Source organism: Rhodococcus sp. 15-725-2-2b, from assembly GCF_002259075.1.
Classification (GTDB): domain Bacteria; phylum Actinomycetota; class Actinomycetes; order Mycobacteriales; family Mycobacteriaceae; genus Rhodococcoides.
This window is the reverse complement of record NZ_NPFL01000017.1, coordinates 345,728-367,997: the sequence shown is the minus strand read 5'-3', so window position 1 is coordinate 367,997 and position 22,270 is coordinate 345,728. Positions and strand designations below refer to the sequence as shown.

General features: G+C 65.3%; 20 protein-coding genes. 15 read left to right on the top strand and 5 right to left on the bottom strand.

From position 1 onward, the window contains the following. Positions 1–72: 72 nt before the first annotated feature. The 4 genes from CH306_RS19840 to CH306_RS19825 are packed head-to-tail and all read left to right on the top strand — an operon-like array spanning position 73 to position 3,165. Positions 73–732, top strand: a complete 660-nt coding sequence (locus CH306_RS19840) for a DUF3043 domain-containing protein (protein ID WP_032394419.1) — start codon at positions 73–75, stop codon at positions 730–732. A 5-nt stretch (positions 733–737) separates the two neighbouring features. Next, complete coding sequence (cobU, locus tag CH306_RS19835; protein WP_094647665.1) at positions 738–1,307, top strand: bifunctional adenosylcobinamide kinase/adenosylcobinamide-phosphate guanylyltransferase; 570 nt, start codon at positions 738–740, stop codon at positions 1,305–1,307. Positions 1,308–1,309: 2 nt separating this feature from the next. Further along, positions 1,310–2,401: a nicotinate-nucleotide--dimethylbenzimidazole phosphoribosyltransferase gene (gene cobT / locus CH306_RS19830; protein WP_373453983.1), complete on the top strand. Its 1,092-nt coding sequence runs from the start codon at positions 1,310–1,312 to the stop codon at positions 2,399–2,401. 2 nt (positions 2,402–2,403) lie between these two features. Further along, entirely contained in the window at positions 2,404–3,165 is a 762-nt protein-coding gene (locus tag CH306_RS19825; RefSeq protein WP_094631660.1) for an adenosylcobinamide-GDP ribazoletransferase, read from the top strand. Here the strand turns inward: CH306_RS19825 and CH306_RS19820 are convergent. Together CH306_RS19820 and gcvT are read right to left on the bottom strand one after the other, a co-directional pair. After that, positions 3,162–4,265: a branched-chain amino acid aminotransferase gene (locus CH306_RS19820; RefSeq protein ID WP_094647662.1), complete on the bottom strand. Its 1,104-nt coding sequence runs from the start codon at positions 4,263–4,265 to the stop codon at positions 3,162–3,164. The two genes, CH306_RS19825 and CH306_RS19820, sit on opposite strands and share 4 nt — an antisense overlap. A 41-nt stretch (positions 4,266–4,306) precedes the next feature. Further along, complete coding sequence (gene gcvT, locus CH306_RS19815; RefSeq protein WP_094647661.1) at positions 4,307–5,407, bottom strand: glycine cleavage system aminomethyltransferase GcvT; 1,101 nt, start codon at positions 5,405–5,407, stop codon at positions 4,307–4,309. 117 nt (positions 5,408–5,524) lie between these two features. Between gcvT and CH306_RS19810 the strand changes: the two genes are divergently transcribed. After that, on the top strand, positions 5,525–7,048 hold the full coding sequence (locus CH306_RS19810) for a leucyl aminopeptidase (RefSeq protein ID WP_094647659.1): 1,524 nt from the start codon (positions 5,525–5,527) through the stop codon (positions 7,046–7,048). A 49-nt stretch (positions 7,049–7,097) separates the two neighbouring features. On the opposite strand, the gene CH306_RS19805 is transcribed toward CH306_RS19810, so the two are convergent. Beyond that, positions 7,098–7,439, bottom strand: coding sequence for a hypothetical protein (locus CH306_RS19805; protein WP_032394423.1), 342 nt, complete (start codon positions 7,437–7,439; stop codon positions 7,098–7,100). A 377-nt stretch (positions 7,440–7,816) separates the two neighbouring features. On the opposite strand from CH306_RS19805, the gene sucB reads away from it, so the two are divergent. From sucB to CH306_RS19780, 5 genes are all read left to right on the top strand, one after another. Then, positions 7,817–9,592 (top strand): 2-oxoglutarate dehydrogenase, E2 component, dihydrolipoamide succinyltransferase, encoded by a 1,776-nt coding sequence (sucB, locus tag CH306_RS19800; protein ID WP_094647657.1) that lies wholly within the window; start codon positions 7,817–7,819, stop codon positions 9,590–9,592. Between the two features lie 149 nt (positions 9,593–9,741). After that, positions 9,742–10,632 (top strand): TIGR01777 family oxidoreductase, encoded by an 891-nt coding sequence (locus CH306_RS19795; protein ID WP_032394425.1) that lies wholly within the window; start codon positions 9,742–9,744, stop codon positions 10,630–10,632. A 21-nt stretch (positions 10,633–10,653) separates the two neighbouring features. Beyond that, the gene (lipB, locus tag CH306_RS19790) at positions 10,654–11,439 is read left to right on the top strand and encodes a lipoyl(octanoyl) transferase LipB (protein WP_094647655.1); all 786 of its coding nucleotides are present in this window, start codon (positions 10,654–10,656) and stop codon (positions 11,437–11,439) included. A 10-nt stretch (positions 11,440–11,449) separates the two neighbouring features. Continuing rightward, positions 11,450–12,463 carry a lipoyl synthase gene (gene lipA, locus CH306_RS19785; protein ID WP_176459221.1) on the top strand — a complete coding sequence of 338 codons (1,014 nt, stop codon included), beginning with the start codon at positions 11,450–11,452 and terminating at the stop codon, positions 12,461–12,463. A 61-nt stretch (positions 12,464–12,524) separates the two neighbouring features. Continuing rightward, positions 12,525–13,280: a DUF4191 domain-containing protein gene (locus CH306_RS19780; protein ID WP_032394428.1), complete on the top strand. Its 756-nt coding sequence runs from the start codon at positions 12,525–12,527 to the stop codon at positions 13,278–13,280. Positions 13,281–13,319: 39 nt separating this feature from the next. Here the strand turns inward: CH306_RS19780 and CH306_RS19775 are convergent, their stop codons facing one another. Continuing rightward, positions 13,320–13,784, bottom strand: a complete 465-nt coding sequence (locus CH306_RS19775) for an RDD family protein (RefSeq protein ID WP_032394429.1) — start codon at positions 13,782–13,784, stop codon at positions 13,320–13,322. Between the two features lie 167 nt (positions 13,785–13,951). On the opposite strand from CH306_RS19775, the gene glnA reads away from it, so the two are divergent. The 5 genes from glnA (at position 13,952) to CH306_RS19750 (ending at position 19,169) form a co-directional block, all read left to right on the top strand. Further along, positions 13,952–15,388, top strand: a complete 1,437-nt coding sequence (gene glnA, locus CH306_RS19770; protein WP_032368128.1) for a type I glutamate--ammonia ligase — start codon at positions 13,952–13,954, stop codon at positions 15,386–15,388. 176 nt (positions 15,389–15,564) lie between these two features. Continuing rightward, positions 15,565–16,215, top strand: a complete 651-nt coding sequence (locus CH306_RS19765) for an ABC transporter permease (RefSeq protein WP_032394430.1) — start codon at positions 15,565–15,567, stop codon at positions 16,213–16,215. Next, a complete protein-coding gene (locus tag CH306_RS19760) occupies positions 16,208–17,404 on the top strand; it encodes an ABC transporter ATP-binding protein (RefSeq protein WP_032394431.1) in 1,197 nt (398 codons plus the stop codon). Before CH306_RS19765 ends, CH306_RS19760 begins: the two co-directional genes overlap by 8 nt. After that, positions 17,401–18,186, top strand: coding sequence for an ABC transporter permease (locus CH306_RS19755; RefSeq protein WP_032394432.1), 786 nt, complete (start codon positions 17,401–17,403; stop codon positions 18,184–18,186). Before CH306_RS19760 ends, CH306_RS19755 begins: the two co-directional genes overlap by 4 nt. Beyond that, positions 18,186–19,169 (top strand): glycine betaine ABC transporter substrate-binding protein, encoded by a 984-nt coding sequence (locus CH306_RS19750; protein ID WP_045194853.1) that lies wholly within the window; start codon positions 18,186–18,188, stop codon positions 19,167–19,169. The genes CH306_RS19755 and CH306_RS19750 overlap by 1 nt, the downstream gene beginning before the upstream one ends. Positions 19,170–19,172: 3 nt before the next feature. Here CH306_RS19750 and CH306_RS19745 read toward each other — a convergent pair whose 3' ends face one another. Further along, on the bottom strand, positions 19,173–22,220 hold the full coding sequence (locus tag CH306_RS19745) for a bifunctional [glutamine synthetase] adenylyltransferase/[glutamine synthetase]-adenylyl-L-tyrosine phosphorylase (protein WP_094647653.1): 3,048 nt from the start codon (positions 22,218–22,220) through the stop codon (positions 19,173–19,175). Between the last annotated feature and the right edge of the window lie 50 nt (positions 22,221–22,270).

Sequence of the window (22,270 nt, the reverse complement as noted above, 5' to 3'; positions counted from 1 at the left end):
AACGGCATCCGCTGTTTCGTCGCTGACCTGGCCGGTGTTCGAATCCGACGAGCCATCCCATACTCTGAGTGCGTGAAGCTGCTACGCCGTGGAAACTCTGACAATTCGGACGGAAACGACTCGAACGAATCCGAGTCGACGACGGCCGGGAGCGACGCGACCTCTTCGGTGTCTCTCGGTAAGGGCCGACCGACCCCCAAGCGTCGTGACGCCGAGGCGCGGCGTCGTGGACCGGTCGCTCCTGCTCCGCTGACGAGCAAAGAGGCACGCGAGCGCCGCAAGGCGAACAAGGGCAGCAAGGAAGACCGCAAGGCCGCCTCCAACGAGCGACGCGCCGCCGCAGCCGAGCGTCGCGCACGCATGCTCGCGGGCGACGACAAGTACCTGCTCCCCCGCGACAAGGGTCCGGTCCGCGCATACGTGCGAGACATCGTCGACGCGCGGCGCAACCTCGTCGGACTGTTCATGCCGCTCGCGTTGATCTTGATCTTCGCGTTGTTCCTGCAGCCTCAGGTGCAGCAGTACGTCACTCTCGGCATGTTCGTGATGATGCTCTTCATGGTCGGTGAGGGCATCTACCTCGGCAAGATGATCAACAACAAGATCCGGGTGCGGTTCCCCGAGACCACCGACGGTGGTTTCAAGATCGGGTGGTACGCATTCGTCCGCGCGTCCCAGATCCGCAAGATGCGCGCCCCCAAGCCGCGAGTCAGCGCCGGCGAGGCCGTCTGACGTCGGTGGGCGTACCGACTCGAACTCTCGTGCTCGGTGGGGCCAGATCCGGCAAGTCCGGGCACGCCGAATCGCTTGCCGTTCTCGAGCCGGTTCGCTATCTCGCCACCGGTAGGCGGGACACCACCGACGAGGACTGGCAACGCCGTATCGACCTTCATCGCGCGTCGAGACCCAATCACTGGTCCACCGTCGAAACCGTCACGTCACTGGCCGGTGTCATCTCGCAGCCGTGGGACGGCACCACCGTCGTCGACGACCTCGGAACGTGGCTGACGGGAATGCTCGACGACGCGCAGGCCTGGGAGCTCCCCCGCGGCACCGTCGCACCGGCAGTCGACGACCTGGTCGGGGCAGTCACGCGATGCACGTCGCCTCTCGTGCTCGTCAGCCCCGAGGTCGGCCTGTCCGTGGTGCCCGAATCCCGTTCCGGTCGCCTCTTCCGAGACGAGCTGGGCTCGCTCAATTCTCGGCTCGCGACAGTGTGTGACAGGGTTCTGCTGGTCGTTGCGGGACTCGCGCTGACCCTCAAGGAACCTCCGGCGGACTTCACAACCGCGAAAGGCACAGTGTGACAATTCTTTCGGAAGAGGATTCGGCGACGCCGTTTCGTCCGGTGACGGCTCCGTCGGACTCGGCCAGATCGGCTGCGGCGGACCGGCAACGGGAATTGACCAAGCCCGCCGGCAGCCTCGGTCGCCTCGAGACGCTCGGTGAGTGGATCGCGGCCTGCCAGGACGCCTGCCCGCCGCGGTCCCTCGAACGAGTGCGTGTCGTCGTCTTCGCCGGCGATCACGGCGTCGCTGCGCACGGGGTCTCCGCCTACCCTCCCGAGGTCACGGCCCAGATGGTCGCGAACATCCGCGCCGGCGGTGCCGCGGTCAACGTGCTCGCCGATATCGCCGGTGCGGCGGTTCGGGTCGTCGACATCGCAGTCGACGCCGATACCGATTCTTCCGTGTCCGCGTTCAAGATTCGACGGTCCAGCGGATCCATCGACCGCGAGGACGCACTGACCGAGGACGAGGTTCGGGCCGCCGTCGCTGCCGGAGCCGCCATCGCCGACGAGGAAGTCGACGCCGGCGCGGATCTTCTCATCGCAGGCGACATGGGCATCGGAAACACCACTCCTGCAACGGTATTGATCGCCACCCTGACCGATACAGAACCGGTTGCCGCTGTCGGCCGCGGCACCGGAATCGACGATGCGGGGTGGATCAGGAAGACTGCGGCGATCCGGGATGCGATGCGTAGGGCTCGTCCGGTCGCGAAGAACCCCACCGACCTGCTCCGGGTCGCGGGCGGTGCCGACATCGCGGCTCTCGCCGGGTTTCTCGCCCAGGCCGCACACCGGCGAACCCCGGTGATTCTGGACGGCCTCGTGGTGACCGCGGCCGCTCTGGTGGCCGAGGATGCAGCGGCCGGAGCGCGCAACTGGTGGGTGGCCGGACATCGTTCGGCCGAGCCTGCCCATTCACTTGCGTTGCGGCACTTGCGTCTCGAACCGCTCGTGGAGCTCGAGATGCGTCTCGGCGAGGGCTCGGGTGCGCTGGCGGCGTTGTCTCTGGTTCGTGCGGGTGTCGGCACTCTGAATTCGATGGCGACCTTCGCCGACGCCGGGGTCAGCACCGGCGACAGCGAAGCTCACAGCAGTACCGAAAATCCCTGACCGTGAGCAGGCGCGCCGATGGAGTGTTGCTCGCGTTCTCCTGGCTGACGGTACTGCCCGTGCGCGGCCCGGAGGACGTCGACAGACACTCCGCGGGACGCGCGATCGCGTTCGCGCCGCTCGTCGGCCTCGCCCTCGGTGGCATCTCCGCCGCGCTGCTGTGGGTGTCGATCGCGGCCGGACTGTCACCACTGCTCGGCGGACTGATCGCCGTCGGCGCCTCGGCATTGCTCACCCGGGGTATGCATCTCGACGGCTTGGCCGACACCGCAGACGGACTCGGCTGCTACGGGCCTCCCGAGCGCGCGCGAGAAGTCATGAAATCCGGCAGTGCAGGCCCGTTCGGTGTGGCAGCACTCGTTCTGGTGTTGGGGATACAGGCCGCAAGCCTGGGCCAGCTCGCGCAGTTGCACATGTGGTGGGCCATCGTGTGCGTCTCGGTGATCGCACGGGTGTCGGCAGTGGTCGCGTGCCGCCGAGGGATCGACGCGGCGACACCGAGCGGCTTCGGCGCGCTGGTGGCAGGCACTCAGTCGACCGCGGTGGTGGCGTTGTGGACAGGCGTGGCAACGGCCATGTTCACGTACATTTTGCCCGACCGACCGTGGCAGGGAGCGCTGGTGGTGATCGCCGCACTCGCCGTCGCGGTGATTCTCACTCGTCACTGCGTCCGACGCTTCGGCGGGCTCTCCGGCGACGTGCTCGGAGCCGGAATCGAGACCACCACCGCACTGGCCGCGGTCGGCCTGCTCCTGGGGAGCTAGCGGAGCGTGGTCATCCAGCCGTGAGTATCGGCGAACGTTCCGCGCTGAATGCCGGTGAGCGTGTCACGTAGTGCGAGAGTGATCTCGCCGGGCTCACCGCCTGCGATCTCGAACGTGCCCTCGGTGGACTTGACGCTGCCCACCGGTGTGATGACGGCTGCTGTGCCGCAGGCGAACACCTCGGTGATCTCGCCGGAGTCGGCACCCTTGCGCCACTCCTCGGTGGAGATCCGCCGCTCTTCGACGGGGATGCCTGCGTCGGTCGCCAGGGCCAGCAGCGAGTCGCGGGTGATGCCGGGCAGAAGCGATCCGGACAGCGACGGGGTCACCAGTCGTGCATCGGAGCCCGAGCCGAAGACGAAGAACAGGTTCATACCGCCCATTTCCTCGACGTAGCGGCGCTCGGTGGCGTCGAGCCAGACCACCTGATCGCATCCCTCGTCGCTGGCCTGTGCTTGCGCCAGAAGCGATGCGGCGTAGTTGCCGGCGAATTTCGCCGCACCGGTCCCGCCCGGTGCCGCCCGGACATATTCGGTGGACAGCCAGACGCTCACCGGTTTGACCCCTCGAGGGAAGTACGCGCCCGCGGGCGAGGCGATCAACATGTAGCGGTACGAGTCGGCGGGGCGCACGCCCAGCCCGGCCTCGGTGGAGAACATGTACGGCCGGACGTACAGCGCGTCTTCGCCGCCTGCTGCGGGGACCCACTCGTGGTCGAATTCGAGAAGCTTCTCGATCGATCCGATGAACAGATCGTCCGGCAACTCCGGCATCGCCAGGCGACGGGCGGACGAGCGGAAGCGCTCGGCGTTGGAGTGCACCCGGAAGGTCGAGAGGTCGCCGTTCGGCTGACGGTAGATCTTGAGTCCCTCGAAGATGGCCTGGCCGTAGTGCAGCACCATCGCGGCCGGGTCGAGCTCGATCGGTCCGTAGGGCGCGATCGTCGCATCGTGCCATCCGCCGTCACGGGTGTAGTCGATGTACACCATGTGGTCGGTGAAGTGCTTTCCGAAACCGGGTGCAGCGAGCACCGCGTCGCGCTCCACCGGAGTGGCGGGAGAAGGATGCTGCACGTACGCGAACTCGGAAACACCTGTCATGCCGGAGATACTATCGTCAAGGTCGCTGCGCTCTCGCGCGGTCACCTGGTCTTCGCTGCGACGAACGGCGGCGCGACCACTTCGCAGCGCAACGCTCGCCCACGAACGTCGACCTCGACCTCCGTGCCCACCTCCGGAGCGGCTTGCGCGTCGAGCAGGGCGAGGGCGATTCCGATCTTCAGCGACGGCGAGAACGTTCCGGAGGTCGTCGTCCCGATGTCCTGCCCCGACACACGCACGGTGAGACCGGGGCGCAGAACACCGCGGTCGAGGGCCTTCAGTCCGCGCAGTACGCGCGCCGGCCCGCTCGCCTTCTCGGCGGACAGTGCTTCCTTGCCCCAGAACGCATCCTTCTTCCACCCGATCGCCCAGCCGCAGCGCGCCTCGAGCGGCGAGATGTCCAGTGCCAGTTCGTGTCCGTGCAGCGGGTACCCCATCTCGGTGCGCAACGTATCGCGTGCGCCGAGCCCGCACACCTGCCCTCCGCGCGATCGCACTGCAGCAACGAGTGCCCGAAAGAGAGGTTCCACATCTCCGGCGGGGGGAACGAGCTCGTAGCCGTGTTCGCCGGTGTATCCGGTCCGGCAGACCCGCACCGCCACCGAATTCCAGGTGGCGTCCTCGAACGCCATGTAGTCCATGTCGGTCGGCAGGCCCAGCTGCTGCAGGACCTCGCTCGATTTCGGTCCCTGCACGGCCAGCACTCCGAAGTCTCGGTGCTGGTTCACCACCGACACGCCTTCGGGTGCCTGCTCGGCCATCGCCGCGACGACGGCCGCAGTGTTGGCTGCGTTCGGCACCAGAAAGACGTTCTCGTCCGAGACGTAGTACGCGATCAGGTCGTCGACGACACCGCCGGATTCGGTGCAGCACAACGTGTACTGCGCCTTGCCCGGTTCGATTCGGTCCAGATCGTTGGTGAGCACGGAGTTCACGAACGCGGCGGCTCCGGGCCCGGTCACCGACGCCTTGCCGAGATGCCCCACATCGAACAGGCCGACGGCTTCTCGCACCGCCGTGTGCTCGACGACGACTCCGGCGTACGACACCGGCATCGTCCAGCCGCCGAAAGGTGCGAACGTCGCGCCCAATTCGGTGTGCACGGCGTGAAGTGGTCCCTCGATCAGCTCGGTGTCGGTCATGGCGGTCACGCTAGCTCACATCGCGGCCGTAGCGGGCCCGGCAGACCGACTGCGTCCCTCGACGCGTCGTCACTAGGATCGAGGTACGTACACGTCAACCCCTACAGGAGCAGCCACGTGCCTTCACCCTCGACGCCTTCCCGCACTCTCGGACCCGACCTGGTCCTCGCGGGCAAGCTCGGCAAGAAAGTCGACGTTCTCGTAGTCGCGCTGAGCACCAGTGACGACGGCCTCGAACTCGCCATCACCGACGACATTTCCGACGACGCCGTCGCCGCTGCGCTACTCGACGCCTTCGAATCCGTCGGTGCCACCGGAAAGGCCGACGAGCTGGTGCGCATTCCGGCACCGTCCGGCCTGTCGGTGGACAGCGTGCTGGCGGTCGGCCTCGGCAGCGCCGCCGACATCGACAGCGAGCGGATTCGGCAGTCGGCCGGTACCGCGGCACGCTCGCTCAAGGGGGTCGACACTGCGGCGACCACGTTGTCGGCGCTCGATCTCGGTGCCGCCGCAGAAGGGTTCTTTCTCGGCGCATATCAGTTCACCGAGTTCAAATCGGCACTCTCGGCACCGAAGTCCGACGCGCTCCCACTCGCGCGCGTCGAGTTGCTCGTTCCCGACACCCGCTCCAAGGACGCCAAGAACGAGCTGGCACGATCGCTCGCCATCGCCGAATCCGTCGCCGTGGCACGCGATTTCGTCAACACCCCGCCGAGCCACCTCTACCCCGAGGAGTTCGCCGCACAGGCCAAGGCCCTCGGCACGGCAGCGGGCCTGAAGGTCGAGGTCATGGACGACAAGGCACTGGAGAAGGACGGCTACGGCGGCATTCACGGCGTCGGCAAGGGTTCTTCGCGCCTGCCGCGGCTGGTTCGCCTGACGCACTCGGGTGGGAAGCGGGGCGCGAAGAAGGTCGCCCTGGTGGGCAAGGGAATCACGTTCGACACCGGCGGCATCTCCATCAAACCCGCTGCGGGCATGGAGAACATGACCTCGGACATGGGCGGTGCCGCTGCGGTCATCGCGACGGTGATCCTGGCCGCGAAGGTCGATCTGCCACTGGACGTCATCGCGACGGTGCCGATGGCCGAGAACATGCCGTCGGGCACTGCGCAGCGTCCGGGCGATGTACTGACCCAGTACGGCGGCATCACCGTCGAGGTCATCAACACCGACGCCGAAGGCCGCCTGGTACTCGCCGACGCGATCGTGCGAGCCTGTGAGGACGATCCGGATTACCTCATCGACACCGCGACTCTGACCGGAGCTCAGGTGGTCGCGCTCGGCAATCGAACGCCGGGAGTCATGGGCACCGAGGACTTCCGCGACCGCGTCGCGGAGATCTCCCAAGCCATCGGCGAAAACGCGTGGGCGATGCCGTTGCCGAAGGAGATTCGACGCGAACTCGATTCCAAGGTGGCCGATTTGGCGAACGTCACCAACGGCCGGGCCGGTGGAATGCTCGCTGCCGCTCTGTTCTTGAAAGAATTCGTCGCCGACGGCGTCGAATGGGCTCACATCGACGTCGCGGGCCCGGCGTACAACACCGGTGGCCCCTTCGGGTACACCGGCAAGGGTGGCACCGGCGTTCCCGTACGGACGATGTTCGCGGTCCTGGAGGACATCGTCGAGAACGGCTGATCACGAGAGTCCGTGCGTGCGGATTCGGCGTCCGCACGCACGGGCCAGGTCAGAGATCGCGTTGCTGCTGTTCGCGCTTCCTGATGACCTTCTGGCGGGCGTCGTGATCGCGCATGCGCTGGGGGTAGCCGGTCTTGCGCACGTCGTACACCGGGATCTTCAGGTCGGATCCGATCTTTCGTACATATTTTTCATCGAGCGGCCGACGGGTCCATTCGCCGTCGTTCGCGACCAGTACGACGGTCAGCGGGGTCACGGTCGTCTTCGGCTCGACGTAGGCCTCGACACCGATTCGCGCGTCGGTCCAATCGGCCAGGTACTGGGCAACCGACCCTTCCGGAGCCCGTTTCGCGCCCCCACCGCTTCGCTTGAGTCGATCGAACAATCCCACGAGAACATCCTTTTCGTACGGCCGATGGGTCACCGGTTCTGGTACCGGAATTTTGTTACCCGCCAGTTTGCCAGGCGTGTTGCACGCCCTAGGGGAACGGCGAGGCGATAACAATGGAAGGATGACATTAGAGGGTTCAGCTCTCTTGATAGTGAACCAAGGCTCGTGAAGTGAGTAAGTGAATTGCCGAGAGGGAGTGTCTACGTGGGCGCTGTGTCGAGCCGAGCACGCTCGATCGGTGCCGTGTGCACCGGCGCCCCCGTCGAACCGAATCACGCAACTCTCGTCCATGAACCCTGTTCCGCCAGCACAATGGTCTGCGACCACGAGTCGTCGAACTACATCACCCGCACACAACTGTCGAGGAGTCAACAGACATGGCCTTCTCCGTCCAGATGCCAGCTCTTGGTGAGAGCGTCACCGAGGGAACTGTCACGAGGTGGCTCAAACAAGAAGGCGACACCGTCGAAGTCGACGAGCCATTGCTCGAAGTCTCCACGGACAAGGTCGATACCGAGATCCCGTCGCCTGCAGCCGGTGTTCTGACCAAGATCGTCGCTCAGGAAGACGACACCGTCGAGATCGGTGGCGAGCTCGCCCAGATCGGTGACGCAGGCGAGGCCCCCTCGTCCGACGCACCGGCCGAGGACTCCGCGCCCGCCGAGGAATCTGCGCCCGAGGAAGCTGCCGAGGAGCCCACTCCCGCTGCCGAACCCGAGCCGCAGGCCGAGGAGGAGGCACCCGCAGCGAGTGCATCGTCCGACTCGTCCGGATCCGGCACGCCGGTCACGATGCCCGAGCTGGGCGAGTCCGTCACCGAAGGCACCGTGACTCGATGGCTCAAGGCCGTCGGTGACGAGGTTGCTGTCGACGAGCCGCTGCTCGAGGTCTCCACCGACAAGGTCGACACCGAGATCCCGTCTCCGGTCGCCGGAACTCTGCTCGAGATCTCCGCAGAGGAGGACGACACGGTCGCCGTCGGTGGCCAGCTCGCCGTCATCGGTTCGGGATCGCCCGCCGAGAAGGCCCCCGAGCCCGAGGCCACCCCGGAGCCCGAGGCCCCGAAGGCCGAGGAGCCGAAGAAGGAAGAGCCGAAGAAGGAGGCTCCCAAGCAGGAAGCCCCGAAGGCCGAGCCGAAGCCGGAGCCCAAGCAGGAAGCGCCCAAGGCTGCTCCCGCCAAGGAGTCGGCACCGTCGGGTGATTCCAGCCCGTACGTCACTCCCCTGGTGCGCAAGCTGGCGTCGGACAACGACGTCGATCTGTCGACCGAGAAGGGCACCGGTGTCGGTGGCCGCATCCGCAAGCAGGACGTGCTCGCCGCAGCCGAGGCCAAGAAGGCTCCGGCAGCTCCGGCCGCCGCTGCTGCGCCCGCCGCCGAATCGAAGCCCGCTGCCCCGGCGACCGCTGGTGTTCGCCCCGAGCTCGCGCATCTTCGCGGAACCACGCAGAAGATCAACCGGATTCGTCAGATCACCGCGAAGAAGACGCGTGAGTCCCTGCAGACTTCCGCACAGCTGACGCAGACCTTCGAGGTCGACGTGACGAAGATCGCCGGTCTGCGTACCAAGGCGAAGGCGAAGTTCGCCGAGAACGAGGGCGTCAACCTGACTTACCTGCCGTTCTTCGCCAAGGCCGTCGTCGAGGCTCTCAAGGCACACCCCAACGTCAACGCGAGCATCAACGAGGACGCCAAGGAGATCACCTACCACGCCGACGTCCACCTCGGTATCGCCGTGGACACCGAGCAGGGTCTGCTCTCCCCCGTCATCCACAATGCGGGCGACCTGTCGCTCGCCGGACTGGCTCGGGCGATCAACGACATCGCCACTCGTGCACGCTCGGGTGGACTCAAGCCCGACGAGCTGTCCGGTGGAACGTTCACCATCACCAACATCGGCAGCCAGGGCGCGTTGTTCGACACCCCGATCCTGGTTCCGCCACAGGCGGCCATGCTGGGCACCGGAGCGATCGTCAAGCGTCCGGTCGTCGTCAAGGACGACTCGGGCAACGAGTCGATCGGTGTTCGCTCGATGTGCTACCTGCCGTTGACGTACGACCACCGTCTGGTGGACGGGGCCGATGCGGGTCGCTTCCTCACGACGATCAAGCAGCGTCTCGAAGTTGCGTCGTTCGAGGCCGATCTCGGCCTGTAGGCAACCGGCGAATCGCGCCGCTCACGTATTCTGGTGAGAGCGCGAAACATTCGCATCGGAGTCTCGAAAAGAGGGGCACGAACCGTGCATCCGGGGCATCATTCGTTCGCGAATGATGCCCCGTTTGCGTCAAGGAGGCTTTCGTTCACATGCGCGTAGTCATTGCAGGTTCATCAGGATTGATCGGCACCGCTCTCGTCGCAGCACTGCGGGGTCGTAGCCACGACGTCACCCGGCTCGTTCGACGCACGCCTGCCGGACCGGACGAGTCCCAGTGGGATCCGTCGCGCGGGAGCATCGACGCGGCCACGCTCGACGGTGCCGACGCCATCGTCAACCTCTGCGGCGTCGGTATCGGCGACAAGAGATGGTCCGGTGCATACAAGCAGTTGGTACGAGACAGTCGCATCGCCCCGACCGAGGTACTCGCTGCGGCTGCGGCCGACGCCGGGGTCCCCACCTTGATCAATGCCAGCGGCGTCAATTTCTACGGCGACACCGGCGACCGGGTGGTCGACGAGAGCGCACCGGTCGGTGAGGGATTTCTGGCCGAGGTCTGTCGCGACTGGGAGAACGCAACGTCGAAGGCGTCGGAGGCCGGTGTCCGAACCATCCTTCTGCGCAGCGGTGTGGTGCTGTCGCAGCGCGGCGGCATGCTGGGCAAGCTTCGACCGCTGTACCTGTTCGCCCTCGGCGGGCGGTTGGGCAGCGGCCGTCAGTATTTCCCGTGGATTTCGTTGGAGGACGAGATCGGGGCCATCGTGCACGGCATCGAAAACGACGCACTCCGGGGGCCGGTCAACATGGTCGGCCCCACTCCGGTGACCAACGCCCAGTTCAACAGTGCGATGTCGCGAGCGGTACATCGACCGGCCCCATGGGTTGTGCCCGGCTTCGCGTTGAAGGCCGTGATCGGAGAGTTCGCCGAGGAGGCGATCCTGACCGGGCCGAGGGCGATCCCGAAGGCATTGGAGGACGCCGGGTACGCCTTCGAGCACAACACGATCGGGGAGGCACTGCGGGTAGCTGTCGGTAAGTGACTCGGCGTACCGTTTCGATTCATGAGTGACGCGAACTCTCCCACGGTCCAGGTTCCGGTATCGGCGCGCGCGAGCACCGAGCCGGTCGTGGTGCGCGAGTTGGGCACCGTCGAGTACACCGAGGCCTGGGCACTGCAGCGCGAACTGGCCGGTGCCCGGGCGGACGACATCGGGTCCGACACCCTGTTGCTGCTCGAACATCCGTCGGTCTACACCGCGGGTCGACGCACGTCCGAGGAGGACATGCCGCGAGACGGTACGCCCGTCGTCGAGGTGGACCGTGGCGGCAAGATCACCTGGCACGGCCCCGGTCAATTGGTGGGCTATCCCATCGTCAAATTGGCGCAGCCCATCGACGTCGTCAGATACGTACGTCGCATCGAAGAGGCGCTGATCTCCGTGGTGTCTGCCTACGGTATTTCCTGCGGACGCGTGGACGGTAGATCCGGGGTATGGCTCGCCGCCGAGACCCGCGACGGAACGTGGCTGCCCGAACGCAAGATCGCTGCGATCGGGGTCCGCGTGCAACGCGGGGTCACCCTGCACGGCTTCTCACTGAACTGCAACGCGGCCATGACCGGTTTCGACGCGATCGTGCCGTGTGGCATCGCCGATGCCGGTGTGACGTCGCTGTCGCTGGAACTCGGCCGAGAGGTCGGCACAGGCGAGGTCATCGCTGCGGTCACCGAGGCCGTCCTTGCCGCGCTGGACGGATTGTTGTCCGTACAGGATCACGAGATCGAGCATCCGTCGCCGAACGGCGCGTCTGTCAACCCGCAGTTCACCACGGTTCGCTTCGGCGCGTAGCATCGTTTCTGTGACTGTGGCCCCAGAAGGACGCAAGCTGCTCCGCCTCGAGATCCGAAACGCGGAGACCCCCATCGAACGCAAACCCAATTGGATCAAGACCAAAGCCAAGATGGGCCCGGAATACACCGAGCTCAAAGGTCTTGTGAAGCGTGAAGGTCTGCACACGGTGTGCGAGGAAGCCGGCTGCCCCAATATCTACGAGTGCTGGGAGGATCGCGAAGCGACCTTCCTCATCGGCGGTGAGCAATGCACCCGCCGGTGCGATTTCTGTCAGATCGACACCGGCAAGCCGGAGGATCTCGATCGTGACGAGCCCCGCCGGGTCGCCGAGAGCGTGCAGGCCATGGGTCTGCGCTACTCCACGATCACCGGCGTGGCTCGGGACGATCTCGAGGACGGCGGCGCGTGGCTGTACGCCGAAACGGTTCGATACATCAAGAAGCTCAATCCGAACACCGGCGTCGAACTTCTGATCCCGGATTTCAACGCCAAGCCCGATCAGTTGGCCGAGGTGTTCTCGTCACGTCCCGAGGTGCTGGCCCACAACGTCGAGACGGTGCCGCGCATCTTCAAGCGCATCCGTCCCGCGTTCCGATACCAGCGGTCGATGGACGTCATCACCGCGGCCCGCGACGACGGTCTTGTCACCAAGTCCAACCTGATCCTCGGCATGGGTGAGACGCCCGAAGAGGTGCAGGAAGCCATTCGCGACCTGCACGAGGCCGGTTGCGACATCCTGACCATCACCCAGTACCTGCGCCCGTCGCCGCGCCACCATCCGGTCGAGCGTTGGGTCAAGCCGGAGGAGTTCGTCGAGCACTCCGATTACGCAACCGAAATCGGTTTCGCGGGTGTGCTGGCCGGGCCGTTGGTCCGCTCCTCCTACCGCGCCGGACGCCTCTACGCGCAGGCCATGGCTCATCACGGCCGTGAACTTCCCGAGAGCATGAGTCACCTGACCGACGGTGGCGAAGCCTCTCAGGAGGCCAGTTCGCTGATGGCGCGTCTGGCGGCTCGCTGATCCTTTCTGCCAACCCGGCGCGGTGCACGTGAGCGTCGGCACAGCACGTATCCTGTGAGGTATGGCGAACGGCAGTAAGGCTGGCAAAGCAGCAAAGCCCAGCAAGGAAGCAAAGGCGGCTGCGAAAGCGGCGCGCAAGCAGGCATCGAGGGAACGGCGCAAGCAGCTCTGGCAGGCGTTTCAGATGCAGCGCAAGGACGACAAGGCACTCCTTCCGCTGATGATCGGGTCGGTGGTCGGGCTCGGACTCCTCGGGTTCCTCATCGGCCTGGCCTTCGGTTTCCAGTGGTTCCTGCTCCCCATCGGACTGCTCCTGGGCGTCCTGGTTGCGTTCATCATCTTCGGTCGCCGTGTGCAGAAGTCGGTGTACAAGAAGGCAGACGGGCAGGCAGGCGCGGCTGCATGGGCGCTGGACAACCTGCAGGGGTCGTGGCGGGTGACCAATGCGATCGCCGGAACCACCCACCTCGACGCCGTGCATCGTGTCATCGGCAAGCCCGGTGTCATTCTCGTTGCCGAGGGTGCACCGCATCGCGTGAAGTCACTGTTGGCTCAGGAGAAGAAGAAAACCGCCCGCCTGGTGGGCGACACTCCGATCTACGACATCATCGTCGGAAACGAAGAGAACCAGATTCCGCTCTCGGGTCTGCAGAAGTACCTGTCGAAGTTGCCGAAGAACATCGACGGCAAGCGCATGGACACCATCGAGTCGCGACTCTCGGCTCTGGGCACCAAGGGTGGACCTGCCATGCCGAAGGGACCCATTCCCGGCGGAGCCAAGATGAAGGGCGTTCAGCGGACCATGAAGCGCCGCTGACAACTCACGACCGCTCGAACAGCCCTGGTGCGCAAACCCTCAGCGGGTTCGCAGCAGGGCTGTTCCCGTTGCACGATCATGCATTCCCCGGCCGTCCATGTCGGTGACGACGGCCGGCACCACGAACAGCAGGATGAGCTGCCGAACGAGCGCGCGCACGAAGCCGACCCGCGCGGGTGCGTCGATGCGTGCCACCTGGATACCGGCGATGAATTGCCCCGGGGTGAACGAGAACAGCGAGACGCTCACCAGTCCGACGCCGAACCACACGGCCAGCACGATCGTCGAGATCAGTCCGCTCGTGGTGTATCCACCGAGAACGAGCGATGCCACGCCGGTGGCCATCGTCCAATCGAGCACCAACGCGAGAACCCGGCGTCCGGTACCTGCCAACGCGCCGACACCCTGCTGCGGTAGGCCCAACTCCTCCCCGCGGAAGTTCTGGGGTTCACGTGGGTTCGCGGAGGCCGGTCCGGACAACCAGGACCCTGTCATTCGTGCCATGATTTCCAGGATAGGCGCGGTCGGGCACACGGGAAAACACCTGGACGTACTGTTGTCCGTGCCAGTCGTGAGCCAGGACGCGTAACACGGGCGAAACACGAGCTTGACGGGCGGGCAACACCAAGTCCATACCGTCAGGTTGACGGACTCAACAAAGGAGCAAAAGCGTGGCGTTTTCCACGGCCCAAGAGGTCATCAAGTTCATCGCAGATGAAGGAATCGAATACGTCGACATCCGGTTCACGGATTTGCCGGGTGCACAGCAGCACTTCTCGATCGCCGCCAAGGCGTTCACGGCAGACACGCTCGAGGACGGCCTCGCGTTCGACGGTTCGTCGGTCCGCGGCTTCCAGTCGATCCACGAGTCCGACATGATTCTGCTTCCGGACTACGCCACCGCTCAGGTCGATCCCTTCCGCAATGCCAAGACGCTGAACATCGACTTCTTCGTTCACGATCCGTTCACGCGTGAGGCCTACAGCCGCGACCCGCGCAACGTTGCCCGTAAGGCCGAGGAGTACCTGGCCAGCACCGGCATCGCAGACACCGCGTACTTCGGTGCCGAGGCAGAGTTCTACATCTTCGATTCCGTGCGCTTCGATTCGCAGGCGAACGGTGCGTTCTACGAGGTCGATTCGTCCTCGGGTTGGTGGAACACCGGAGCCGAGACCGAGGCCGACGGCAGCCCGAACCTCGGGTACAAGGTGCGTTTCAAGGGTGGCTACTTCCCCGTCGCTCCGTACGACCACTACGTCGACCTGCGCGACCAGATCTCCACCAACCTGCAGAACGCCGGCTTCGAGCTCGAGCGTGCGCACCACGAGGTGGGCACCGGCGGCCAGCAGGAGATCAACTACAAGTTCAACACGCTGCTTCGTGCGGCAGACGACCTGCAGCTGTTCAAGTACATCGTCAAGAACACCGCATGGCAGAACGGCAAGTCGGCAACGTTCATGCCGAAGCCGCTCTTCGGCGACAACGGCTCGGGTATGCACGTGCACCAGTCGCTGTGGAAGGACGGCAAGCCTCTCTTCCACGACGAGGCCGGATACGCCGGACTGTCGGATCTCGCGCGCCACTACATCGGCGGCATCCTGCACCACGCACCGTCACTGTTGGCGTTCACCAACCCGACGATCAACTCGTACCACCGTCTGGTGCCGGGCTACGAAGCCCCCATCAACTTGGTCTACAGCCAGCGCAACCGCTCCGCCGCGGTTCGTATCCCGATCACCGGCAACAACCCGAAGGCCAAGCGCCTCGAGTTCCGTGCGCCGGACTCCTCGGGTAACCCGTACCTGAACTTCGCCGCTCAGATGATGGCCGGTCTGGACGGAATCAAGAACAAGATCGAGCCGATGGCACCGGTCGACAAGGATCTCTACGAGTTGCCGCCCGAGGAAGCCAAGAACATTCCTCAGGCACCGACCTCGCTGAACGCGGTCATCGACCGTCTCGAGGCCGATCACGACTACCTCACCGAGGGTGGCGTGTTCACGACCGACCTGATCGAGACCTGGATCTCGCTCAAGCGTGAGCAGGAAATCGCTCCGGTGAACCTGCGTCCGCACCCGTACGAGTTCTCGCTGTACTACGACGTGTGATCGTCTGATTTCTCATCGACAACGCCCGGCCGAATCTTTTCGGCCGGGCGTTTCGCGTTCTTCGCCGCCGAATTCTCGTGCAGATCGGCAAAAAATCCGGACCGGTCGGCGTTTGATAGTTGGCACGGAGGGTAAAGGTATTTATCCGCTCACGGCGAACAGAGGACGACAACTGCATGGATGCACTGTGGGAATTCATCGTCGGACGGCGAAGACAGTTGGCGATCGACTCCTATCTGCATGTCTCGGCCGTCGTGCAGTGCGTCGTCATAGCGACGGTCATCGGCGTCGCGATAGGAGTTCTCGTCTACCGCAGCCCCGCTGGATCGGCGATCGCGACGGCTCTCGCGAGCACGATCCTGACCATCCCCTCGTTCGCGCTGCTGGGTGTCCTCATCCCCATCATGGGATTGGGCGTTCGACCCACGGTGACCGCGTTGGTCCTTTATTCCCTGCTGCCGATCATCCGCAACACCGTGGTGGGCCTGGCGGCCGTCGATCCCGCCGTCTCCGACGCCGCCCGCGGAATCGGCATGAGCCGCACCCTGGTGCTTCGGCGCATCGAGATCCCACTCGCCTGGCCGTCCATTCTCACCGGAATGCGCATCAGCACTCAGATGGCCATGGGCATTCTCGCCATCGCCGCATACGCCAAAGGACCGGGTCTGGGCAATCTGCTCTTCTCCGGTCTCGCTCGAGTCGGTAGCCCCACTGCGCTACCGCAGGCCCTCACCGGCACTGTCCTGATCGTCCTGCTGGCGTTGATCCTGGACGGGATCTACGTGTTGATCGGCAAACTGACCACCTCGAGGGGTATTCGTGAGTGACTCGACCCGTACATCGAACGTCTCCGGCGCGGAAATCGTGCTCGAGAACGTCACCAAGAGCTACCCGGGGCAGAAGCTCGCGGCCGTGGACAACGTGTCCATGACGATTCCGGCCGGCGAGGTCGTCGTGTTGGTCGGGCCCTCGGGCTGCGGCAAGACGACGACGATGCGCATGATCAACCGGCTCATCGAGCCGACATCGGGCCGCATCACCATCGGCGGCAAGGACGCGCTCTCGATCGACCCCAACGAGCTGCGCCGCACCATCGGCTACTCCATCCAGCAGGCGGGCCTGTTTCCCCACATGACGATCGCGCAGAACGTCGGCATGGTGCCCGGCCTGATCGGGTGGGACAAGAAACGCATCAACGATCGCACCGACGAGATGCTCGATCTCGTCGGGCTCGATCCGGCGGTCTACCGCGAGCGCTATCCGCGTCAGCTCTCGGGTGGCCAGCAGCAGCGTGTCGGCGTCGCCCGCGCACTTGCCGCCGATCCCCCGGTGCTGTTGATGGACGAGCCCTTCGGCGCGGTCGATCCGATCACCCGAGGACTGCTGCAGGACGAATTGATGCGCCTGCAAGCCGAGCTGGGTAAGACCATCGTCTTCGTGACCCACGACTTCGACGAGGCCGTCAAGCTCGGTGACCGAATCGCAGTACTCGGGAACCAGTCCACGATCCTCCAGTACGACACTCCCGAGGCCGTCCTCGCCAACCCCGCGGACGACACCGTGGCGGGATTCGTCGGGGCCGGAGCCGCGTTGAAGCAGCTGACGCTGATGCGAGTTCGCGACATCGAGTTGTCCGATGTGCCGGTGTTCGGCGAGGACGACTCGGTGGAGTCGATGAACTCGGCACTCGGCTCCGATCCCGAGGCGTGGGGAATCATCCTCGACTCGCGCAAGCGCCCGCTTCGGTGGACCGATCGACGCCACCTCGTCGGAGTCGGGAGCCTGCGCGACGTCGGTGTGCCGATGGGCGAGATGGTCTCGACGCAATCGACCCTCCAGGACGCACTCGAAGCTCTGCTCTCCGAGGGCAACGCGACGGCCACCGTCACCGGTAATCGCGGCGAATACGTCGGCACCGTGACAATCGACGTACTGATCGACACCATCAAATCTCTGCGATCGCAGCACGCCAACGATCACGACGAGGCGCGCACAGACGTCGGGACTCCGTCGTGACGACCCTCGCCGATACCGGCGACGAGACCAAGGACGTTGCGCGCGCAGCCAAACGCGCAGAGCGAATTCGTCTGCTCATCCAACCGGCCGTCGTGCTGCTCATCGTGGCAATTCTGTTGGTCTATGCGTTGACCCGAGATCTCACCGCGACACAGGCCGAGACGATCAACATCAACACGATCTCCACCCGGGTTCTCGAGCACGTACTGATCACCTTCGTGGTTACGACGCTGGTACTCGTCATCGCCGTACCGCTGGGAATTCTGTTGACTCGCAACGGGTATCGCAAGGCCGCGCCGCTGTTCATCGGTATCGCGAACATCGGGCAGGCCGCGCCCGCCGTCGGACTTCTGGTGTTGTTGTTCCTCTGGACGGGCGCAACGGGCTTCTGGACCGGCGTGCTCCCTATCGCGTTCTATTCGCTGCTCCCGGTTCTGCGCAATACGATGTTGGGCTTCCAGACCGTCGAACCGACCTACATCGATGCAGCTCGTGGTCAGGGCATGTCGAACATGGGCATTCTGCGCCGCATCGAGTTTCCGCTTGCGGTGCCGTTCATACTGGCAGGCCTGCGTACCTCTCTGGTTCTCGCCGTCGGCACGGCGACGCTGAGCTTCCTTGTCGGTGCGGGTGGCCTCGGCGTCCTGATCGACACCGGCTACAAGCTCAACCAGCCACTCATTCTCGTGGTGGGTGCCGTTCTCGCGGTCGCACTCGCGCTGCTGGTGGATTGGCTGGGCGCACTCGCCGAGGCTTACCTCGGACCGAAAGGACTCCGCTGATGCGACGCACCACTCGACGACTCGCTGCGCTGTGCGCCACCACTGCTCTCGCGCTGACGGGGTGCGGGTTGCAGTCCGGCGGCGCTATGCCGCTGTCGGTCGAGGCCGGCAGCATCACTCCGCTCCCCGGGCTGGAGGGTGCCGAGTTCACCGTCGGATCGAAGGACTTCACCGAGCAGATCATCCTCGGCTACATCCTCGAATTCGCTCTCAGTGCAGCCGGTGCCGACGTCCGGGACCTCACCAATATCGTCGGCTCGCAGAGCGTCCGGCTGGCCATGCAGAGCGGCCAGGTCGACCTTGCCTACGAGTACACCGGAACCGGGTGGATCAACTACCTGGGCAACGAGACTCCCATTCCCGATGCCACCGAACAGTTCGAAGCAGTGCGTGACGCCGACAAGGCCAACGGTATCGACTGGGTCAATCCTGCGCCGATGGACAACACGTACGCCCTGGCCATGAATCAGCAGGTAGCACAGGAGACCGGCGTACGCACGCTCTCGGATTACGCCGCTCTGGTGAACCGCGATCCAGCCGCTGCCGCTCTGTGCGTCGAAACCGAGTTCAACAGTCGCCAGGACGGGCTCCCCGGCCTCGCCGCCACCTACGGTTTCGACGCCAACGCCATCCCGGTGCAGATCCTGCAGACCGGCGTCATCTATCAGGCGACCGCGGACGGTTCGCAGTGCCGATTCGGCGAGGTGTTCACCACCGACGGCCGAATCAAGGGGCTGAATCTGACCGTGCTCGAAGACGACAAGTCGTTCTTCCCGCGCTACAACGCGACGGTCATCATCCGTCAGGAGGTCGCCGATCAGTACCCCGAGATCGCCGAGGTGACCGCACCGATCTCGGCGGCGCTGACCAACGAGGCCATTTCCGAGTTGAACAAGCAGGTGGACATCGACGGCCGCGAGCCCGCGGACGTCGCACGGGACTGGATGGTTCAGCAGGGGTTCGTCACCGTCGGCAGTGACTAGCGACTAGCTTCCGCCGAAGGTCCGCTCCACCACTGCCTTCGCTCGACGTGTCACGCGCAGGTAGTTGTCGAGGAACGCTCCGGCGTCGCCGTTCTCCCAGCCCGCCACCTGCGCGACTGCGGAGAGCACAGCTCCCGGTCGCGGCAGCTGATCGGTGGGCTTGCCGCGGACCAGCACCAGCGCGTTGCGTGCCTTCGTCGCCAGGATCCAGGCTTCCCTGAGCAGTTCGACGTCGGTTTCGCTCATGAGCTCGGCCGCACCGATGGCGTCGAGTGACTGCAGGGTCGAGGTGTTGTGCAACGTCAGGACCTTGTGCGCGTACCTGAGCTGAATCAGCTGAACGGTCCACTCGATGTCTGCCAGTCCCCCACGTCCGAGCTTGGTGTGGGTGGAGGGGTCGGCTCCCTTGGGCAGACGCTCGGAATCGATACGCGCCTTGATGCGTCGAATCTCGCGGACCGCATCGGCGGACACACCGCCCTCGGGGTAGCGCACCTTGTCGGCCATCAGCAGGAACCGGATGCCGAGATCCTGGTCGCCGGCCACCTGGTGTGCGCGCAGGAGAGCCTGCACCTCCCAGGCCTGAGCCCACTGCGAGTAGTACGCGGCATAGGACGCCAGGGTGCGCACCACCGGGCCGTTGCGGCCTTCCGGCCGCAGACCGGTGTCGACCTCGAGCGGCGGATCGGTGCTGGGCGCGCCGAGCAGTTTGCGGATGCGGTCGGCAATCGTGTTGGCCCACTTGACCGCAACGGTCTCGTCGACGCCGTCCACCGGTTCGCAGACGAACAGCACGTCTGCGTCGCTGCCGTAGCCGAGCTCACCGCCGCCCAGGCGTCCCATACCGATGACGGCGAGAGTTGCCGGTGCAGGTTCTCCGCGTTCCTTCTCGCTGGCTCGCACTGCAGCGGCGAGCGCTGCGTTGATCACTGCGGCCCAGACCGAGGACAGCGCGCGGCACACCTGAGGTACGTCGAGCATGCCGAGAATGTCTGCCGAGGCCACCCGGGCCAGTTCGTGGCGTCGTAAAGCCCTGGCGGCGTTGATCGCTCGAACCGGGTCCTCGTACCTGGCCGAGGACGACAGGATCGCGCGGTACGTCTCCTCCGGCTCGACGTCGAGCAGCCGAGGGCCGGTGGGTCCGTCCGCGAACAACCGAATGACCTCGGGGGCCTTGATCAGCAGGTCCGGCACGTACGCCGAGGATCCGAGCACGATCATGAGCCGCTGAGCCACTGCGCCTTCGTCGCGCAGCACCCGCAGGAACCACGTCTGCTCCCCCGCCGATTCCGACAGCCTGCGGTAGTTGAGCAGTCCGGCGTCGGGATCGGGTGTGTCGGCAAGCCACTCCAGCAGCGTCGGCAGCAACACGGCCTGAATCTGACCGCGGCGGGTACCCGAGCCGACGAGCGCACGAAGGTGGCCCAATGCGTTCTGGGGAGTCGCGTAGCCGAGCGCTGCGAGCTGACGCGTCGCGGCGTCCGGCGTCAACCGCACTGTCTCCGAGTCGAACTTGACCACCGAGTCCAACAGCGGCCGGTAGAAGAGCTTGGCGTGCAACCGTCTGATGCGTTGTGCGTTGCGCTTGATCTCGGCGTTCAGCACCCCGAGGGAGTCGCGGTTGCCGTCCGGTCGCATGTGCGCCGAACGAGCCAGCCACCGCAGGGCTTCCTCGTCGTCCTGTGGAGGCAGGGTGTGCGTGCGTCGCATTCGCTGCAGCTGCAGGCGGTGCTCGATCAGCCGAAGAAACTCGTAGGAGGCCGTCAGATTCGCGGCGTCGTCGCGGCCGACGTAGCCGCCCTCGGTGAGTGCGGTCAGTGCGTCGGTCGTGCCGAGTACGCGCAGCGACTCGTCGGTTCGACCGTGCACCAATTGCAGGAGCTGGACCGCGAATTCGACATCCCGCAGGCTTCCGCGGCCGAGTTTGATCTCGCGCTCGCGGAGCTCCGGCGGCACCATCTCCTCGACTCGACGCCGCATCGCGCGCACCTCGGGCACGAAGTCCTCGCGCTGGCTGGCCAACCACACCATCGGGTTGACCGCGTCGACGTAATCGTTGCCGAGCGCGATGTCGCCGGTCATCGGGCGTGCTTTGAGCAACGCCTGGAACTCCCAGGTCTTGGCCCAGCGCTTGTAGTAGGCCACGTGCGAGTCGAGGGTGCGGACCAACTCGCCGCGCTTGCCCTCGGGACGCAGCGCCGCGTCGACCTCGAAGAAGGCCGAGGATCCGATGCGCATCATCTCGCCGGCGATGCGACTCGCCTGCGAGTCGGCAGGCTCGGCGACGAACACGACATCGACGTCGGAGACGTAATTGAGTTCGCGCGCACCGCATTTGCCCATCGCGACGACGGCCAAGCGCGTGGGGCACGGGGCGTCGGGGCACACGGTGGCGACGGCGACGGCGAGTGCCGCAGTGAGCGCTGCATCGGCCATGTCGGACAGTTGCGATCCGACCACCGTGTACGGCAGGACGGGTTCGTTCTCGACGGTTGCGGCGAGGTCGTACGCCGCCAGGACCATGATCTGGTCGCGGTACTTCTTGCGCAGGGCGATCACGGCTGGCGGTCCGGTGATCGACGCCCGGTACAGGTCGGGCGCGGCATTGGGTCCGGTCTCGGGCTCTGCCCCGACCACCTGGAGGAGTTCCGCGACCAGTGTCGCCTTGCTGGGGAGTTCGATCTTCGCCGAGACCCCGGTGCCCTGACCTTCCTTGGTCAGCAGCAGACGCCACGTGCTGTCGTCGGCCACGAGGTGATCGGCGAGGGCACTCGATGCGCCGACGAGTCCGAGGATGCGCCCGCGGAATCCCTTGTCCGTGCGCAGCGCCGTGTCGAACTCCGACCAACCGGAACCGAGCAACTCGTACAACCGCACGAGGGTGCGGAGCGCGAGATCGGCATTGGGCGCTCGCGAGAGCGACCAGAGCAGCTCGAGACTGTCCTCGTCCGTCCAACCGAGAGTGCGCAGATCGGACGGCGCAGTTTCTTCGACCAGCCCGAGTCGACCCGGTCCGGGAACGACGGATCTGGAAGTAGGAGGACGCACCATCTAGAATCCACCTCGGCGTGCCACAGTTTTACCCCGTCGTCAGTAATGCG

Excerpts from the sequence above, each read along its gene's own strand:
- CH306_RS19820 (WP_094647662.1), bottom strand. The coding sequence starts at position 4,265 with ATGACAGGTGTTTCCGAGTTCGCGTACGTGCAGCATCCTTCTCCCGCC.
- gcvT (WP_094647661.1), bottom strand. The coding sequence starts at position 5,407 with ATGACCGACACCGAGCTGATCGAGGGACCACTTCACGCCGTGCACACC.
- sucB (WP_094647657.1), top strand. The coding sequence starts at position 7,817 with ATGGCCTTCTCCGTCCAGATGCCAGCTCTTGGTGAGAGCGTCACCGAG.
- CH306_RS19795 (WP_032394425.1), top strand. The coding sequence starts at position 9,742 with ATGCGCGTAGTCATTGCAGGTTCATCAGGATTGATCGGCACCGCTCTC.
- lipB (WP_094647655.1), top strand. The coding sequence starts at position 10,654 with ATGAGTGACGCGAACTCTCCCACGGTCCAGGTTCCGGTATCGGCGCGC.
- CH306_RS19780 (WP_032394428.1), top strand. The coding sequence starts at position 12,525 with ATGGCGAACGGCAGTAAGGCTGGCAAAGCAGCAAAGCCCAGCAAGGAA.
- CH306_RS19775 (WP_032394429.1), bottom strand. The coding sequence starts at position 13,784 with ATGGCACGAATGACAGGGTCCTGGTTGTCCGGACCGGCCTCCGCGAAC.
- CH306_RS19765 (WP_032394430.1), top strand. The coding sequence starts at position 15,565 with ATGGATGCACTGTGGGAATTCATCGTCGGACGGCGAAGACAGTTGGCG.
- CH306_RS19750 (WP_045194853.1), top strand. The coding sequence starts at position 18,186 with ATGCGACGCACCACTCGACGACTCGCTGCGCTGTGCGCCACCACTGCT.
- CH306_RS19745 (WP_094647653.1), bottom strand. The coding sequence starts at position 22,220 with ATGGTGCGTCCTCCTACTTCCAGATCCGTCGTTCCCGGACCGGGTCGA.